This window comes from Gordonia sp. NPDC003429, assembly GCF_053588575.1.
Window position 1 is genome coordinate 1 of the sequence record NZ_JBSFQF010000040.1, and the last position, 5,239, is coordinate 5,239.

3 protein-coding genes are annotated in these 5,239 nt (G+C 55.8%); all 3 read left to right on the forward strand.

What is annotated here, in order from left to right; all coding sequences use genetic code 11:
• The first annotated feature begins 111 nt into the window (after positions 1 to 111).
• Genes ACWDSI_RS20280 through ACWDSI_RS20290 form a run of 3 tightly spaced genes read left to right on the forward strand, consistent with a single transcriptional unit; the run spans position 112 to position 5,203 of the window.
• The gene (locus tag ACWDSI_RS20280) at positions 112 to 1,290 is read left to right on the forward strand and encodes a hypothetical protein (RefSeq protein ID WP_449757662.1); all 1,179 of its coding nucleotides are present in this window, start codon (positions 112 to 114) and stop codon (positions 1,288 to 1,290) included.
• Complete coding sequence (locus tag ACWDSI_RS20285; RefSeq protein WP_449757663.1) at positions 1,287 to 2,270, forward strand: PD-(D/E)XK motif protein; 984 nt, start codon at positions 1,287 to 1,289, stop codon at positions 2,268 to 2,270. The genes ACWDSI_RS20280 and ACWDSI_RS20285 overlap by 4 nt, the downstream gene beginning before the upstream one ends.
• On the forward strand, positions 2,270 to 5,203 hold the full coding sequence (locus tag ACWDSI_RS20290; protein WP_449757664.1) for a Z1 domain-containing protein: 2,934 nt from the start codon (positions 2,270 to 2,272) through the stop codon (positions 5,201 to 5,203). Before ACWDSI_RS20285 ends, ACWDSI_RS20290 begins: the two co-directional genes overlap by 1 nt.
• Positions 5,204 to 5,239 lie beyond the last annotated feature (36 nt).

Here is a 5,239-nt window from a genome sequence, read left to right on the forward strand (position 1 = left end):
CTTCGAGAAAGGCAAACTCGTCGAACCCGACGCCACCTCAGGCACCCAGGAGGCCGCCTGAAAACCGCTCATCCACAGGTCTTGACAATATCTCCCGACACGTTGACGGTGATGTCCAAGCGAATTGGCAATGTCGCGCAGGGCCGTCGGATGTATCGAGAGCTACACACCAGTGACTTCGACGTGGATGTACTGGACCCCGATGCTGTGGCATATCGATTGTCGGAGATCCTCGCACTGGTGACGGAGGGAAGACGTGCTAAGGCAGGGACTGTCGTGCAGTGGGATGATTGCCGCGGGTTTCCTCGCTCGCGAAACCCCGCCGTAAGTGGCGCATTCGTCGACAAGAAGATAGCCGCGCTGCGATGGCATCTCGGCATGGTCTACCACCGCCTGCTCCAGAAGGGTGAGGTGGAGATCGGTATCGACGCGTACGAGGCAGATGAGGACGAGTCCGGTGCACCGGTGTCCGTCGATCCGGTCAACCCGTTTCCACGGCCGAAAACGAAGACTGGTTGGCCGGGCTACCCAATGAACCTGATTGCAGAACTCGGAGACAGCAGTGTCACGCTTCACTGCTGCATCTGGCCTGCGAGATCGGAGTCGCCCCTGTTTCGCTTGTATGGGAAGCCCGTCGAAGCATTTCAGGGGCTCTACCTCTACCGCAAGGATCGCCTGCTCATGGGGGGAGGTTGGGGCGGAGTGATACAGGAACGAAAGTCGTACAGGCTTGCCAGGGTGGCAGTGGACATCGACGAGCATCTCGACGTTTTCACAATCAGCGTCGAGAAGGCGGGTGTCCAACTCGCCGAGGATCTCGTGCGTGCGATAGAGCAGGCGACCGATAGGCACGGCCATTCCTTTCAAGGATATCTCGACGATGCCGAACGGGCGTTCAAGAAGGGCAACGTCCGACGGCGAGTCAGGATTCTTCCGCCGGGCCAAGGTTTGCATCCTCGAGTGAAGCAGACTATCGAACGGGAGTCTGCTCTATTGAACGGCGAAGATCCAATTCGCATTCGCTGGACTAAGCTGGGCAGAGACGACTTTGTCGAGTTAGACAGGCCGAACCGAACCCTGTGGTTGAATGCCGACTATCGCGACGCGGTTCTCCATGGTGACGCAGCCGGTGTTAATGATGCCCCACTACTCAAGACATTGTTGTTCCTGCTGTACGAAGACCTGTTTCGCGGCGCAGCAATGGGACCAAAAGACAAAGAAAATCGCGATTATTGGAATGCAATTCTCACCTCCGCAGCTCAAGTCGAAGAACGGTATAACAAGAGATGACTAAACCTGCTGAATATGACGCCCGGCACACGCCCTTCGGCGTGATCGAGACTTACGTGTCTGAGGGCCTCCCGGGGGTCTTCTCTGTCGACGGCGTGCCCGAGGGACGCATTGAACTGATTCCGTGCGACAGGACGATCTCTTTGCTTCTCGAAGCAACCAAACATGTGTCAGACCCACGCGTGAACGAGCTGGCGAACATTGAATATTTCGTGGAGGACCACGGTGGAACGATGTTTCATCGATTGCAAGTGACCTATGAGGATAATCTAGCCGAGGTATACCCAGTTCTATGCACGATCGCCGATTCCGTCCAGATGCGACACAACACATTCACGGATGCCGTTCGTTCGGTTCTCGCAGGCCTCGGCGAGATCCTCGCGGGCCGCGGTGAACTCTCCCTGGAGAAGCAGATTGGTCTGTACGGCGAGATCATGGTGCTTATAGCGCTTGCAACGTGGCTCTCGCCCACAGAAGCGCTCGAGGCATGGCGAGGTGCTGATCGCGAAGAACACGATTTCGGGCTCAAAGATCTTGATCTCGAGGTGAAAACCACGACTACGGAGAAGCGATCGCACTGGATCAGCGGTATTGGCCAACTTTTTCCGACTAATGACCGGCCTCTTTACCTCTTGTCGATCCAGATCACTCCAGCCGGAGCAGGTCCCGGCATCAGTTTGGCCGGACTCGTCGACGTGGCCCGGGCGCTTCCCGGAATACCAGTCTCTCACCTGGACATGCTTCTGGGTGTCACTGGATACCGTTTCAGGCACGCCGACTTGTATCAATCCAGGTGGTCGCTGCGCTCGAACCCGATGTTTCTGCGTGTCGACGACCGATTCCCTGCCATTGTGCGCGAGCGGTTAGACGCAATTGTTCCGCAGGCCGAACGGATCGAAGACGTCCGGTACCGAATAGGTCTCGATGGCCTTGAGGGCCAGGACCCATTGTTCGATATCGAGCTACCCAAAGGACTCTAATGACTCGCGATTGGTTACCCACATCGCTGCAACAGGTACTTTCGGCAATTGGCAGTGGGCCCCCGAAAAACCTTGTGGATCGGATCACACCTGACGCCAGCGACCATGGTGTTCGAGTCACTGCAGCGGATGTGACGACAGTAATCCGCGATGCTCCGGCTGCCGCACCATTCTTAATTGCGCTGGGAATGGCCGTGAACAAATGGGACGCAGCAGCTCCGACTGTCGATTGGGCTGAAGGCACGACGCCTTCGACTTCGGATCGCCGTGCCCTGATCTGCCGGAAGCTCGGACTGAACAAAGCGGGCGCGGACGCACTGCTCAAAAAGAGGCCGGTTCTTGTTGATTCGAGCTTGATCGTTACAGCTCCGTGGAAGAAGTGGTACACGCCCGAGAGGGCGGATTCTCACAGTTTCTACTGGCCCCATTACCGAGATTATCTATTGGGCGTCAAGAAGTGGCCAGAAACAAGTGTTACGGCGATCGATCTTGCAACGACCAGAGTTGTTGAGCGCATTGCTGATCCGACCAGAGTGGAACCACACCAAGCCAAGGGGCTTGTGGTGGGGTATGTCCAGAGCGGAAAGACGGCGAACTTCACCGGCGTAGTTGCGAAGGCGATTGACGCTGGGTACCGACTCGTCATTATCATGACCGGAACGATTGAAATGCTTCGAGCCCAGACGCAACGCCGAATCGACATGGAGATGGTCGGCAAGCAGAACATCGTCGGGGACCTCAGTCCGGACGAAGCACGTTTTGGGCACATTGACTATCAAGGTGATCCCGATTGGTTAGATCGCTTCCTTGACTTTGGCAACGAACAGATCCCCAACGGTATCATTAGGCTGACGTCACACCGTAACGACTACAAAAGAGAGTTTACTAGCCTCAAGGTGGATCGCTTCGATATCAGCAAGCCATTGTATGACCCTGTGAACCTCTTTCCGACAGCCGCACGCCTGGTGGTGACAAAAAAGAATTCGACAGTGCTCAAGAAGTTGGTGACAGGGGTAAGGGGCAACAGCAGGGCCTTCTCAGAAATTCCGGTCCTGATCATCGACGACGAATCTGACCAGGCGTCGGTCAACACCGTCAACCCAGAGAAGTGGAAGGGAACGGCAGAGAAGGAGCGCCGGGCCATCAACAGGCACATCACAGAGTTGTTGAAGCTGATGCCACGCGCCCAGTACGTAGGCTATACGGCAACCCCGTTCGCGAACGTCTTCGTCGACCCATCGGACCCCGAGGATATCTACCCGAAAGACTTCATCCTGAGTCTGCCGAGGCCCGATGGCTACATGGGCGTCGAAGACTTTCACGATTTGCAACAAATCGACCCTCCAGTGACGGCCCGTAATAGCAACTACCAAGCCTTTGTGCGCGACCTGGAGGCCTCGGAGCACCCCGACGATGAGTTCGCACGGTACGAGGAGCTTGCCCGAGCAATAGATATGTTCGTCCTTACAGGAGCCTGCAAGCTGTATCGCACTTCGAAGAAGTGCAACCTCGGGTTCCGACACCACACCATGCTCATTCACGAATCGGTGAAAACACAGGATCAGAAGATCCTCGGGTCCGCAGTCCAGCAGCTCTGGAAAGATGCGGGTTTCACGACACCACGGGGAATGAAGAGGCTTCGGCAGCTGTACACAGATGACATCGTGCGGGTGTCAAAAGCCAGACGTGAGGACGATGTGCCGCCGTTGCCGGACTTCGATGATCTAAAGCCCTTCATAGGCAAAGCCGTCGGCCGTATTACCGAACACAATAACAACCCTGTGCTCATCGTCAACGGCGACCGCGAGGTCCAACTACAACAGCAGCAACTGGATTTTGATCAGAACAGCACCTGGAGAATCCTGATCGGCGGCGCGAAACTTAGCCGCGGATTCACGGTGGAGGGTCTGACAATCACCTACTTCCGTCGAACCGTGAGAATGAGTGACTCGTTGACCCAGATGGGTCGATGGTTCGGATTTCGGCAAGGTTACCGCGACTTGGTCCGCCTATACATCGACCGCAACGCGAAGTTCAGTGCCAAGGTTCGCGTGGATCTCTACAAGGCATTTGAGGCGATCGCATTGGATGAGGAGGAATTTCGCCAGCAATTGGCCATCTATTCTCAATGGGACGGCGACAAGCCCCTGGTGCGTCCTTCCGAGATTCCACCTCTGGTTTGGCAACACCTACCTTGGCTCAAGCCGGCCGCCAGGAACAAGATGTTCAACGCGAGGCTGAAGGAGCAGAGTGACCGTGTGCTCAGCCCGTCCGGGTATCCCTTTCAACTGAATGATCAGCGATGGAACCTGGATCTCTGGCGTCCGGTCCTCAACGAGTGCGGTGAAAGTGTTCCCTTCCCGGCGAGTGGCCAACTCAATCTTCGAGCTTTCACCGGTGTGGTTCACGCAAATCAAATATTGGGTATTGTCAATGAGATGAAATGGATGTACGAGTACAAAAGAGCATGGATTGATCCGCGTGTGACGCACTACTTCAACCTCATTAAGGTAAAGTCCCCACTACTGAGGGATTTCCTTGTGCTCATTCCACAACCCGGTGAAATGGATCTATTGATCCACGATGTGGGAACTCGGAAGATTGTCCACCGCGACCGTAGAGATCGCGGCGGGGATTCCATCCAAAAGTTCGGTGAGATCACCGATCCCAAGCATCGAGACTTTGTACTTCCATTGCTGGACAGACGTGGACCCCAGGGCCATCCGCTTGCCGATTTCTGGCGCAGCACGAGAGGGGTTGCCTTAGTCTATTTGGTGAAAGAGCGGGAGCCCCAGTTTGGGCCGGACGTCATTAAGTCGTTGGACTTGTCATCTGAGCGCGGCTTGATTGTGGCATTCGCGCTCTACTTGCCAGAATCCGGCTCTTCCGGATTGACGGTGCGTGAAACAGGTTCTACTGACCCCAAGATGTAGGTCGGATTTGCGGTGTGAGCCTGCGTGATGTGGGCG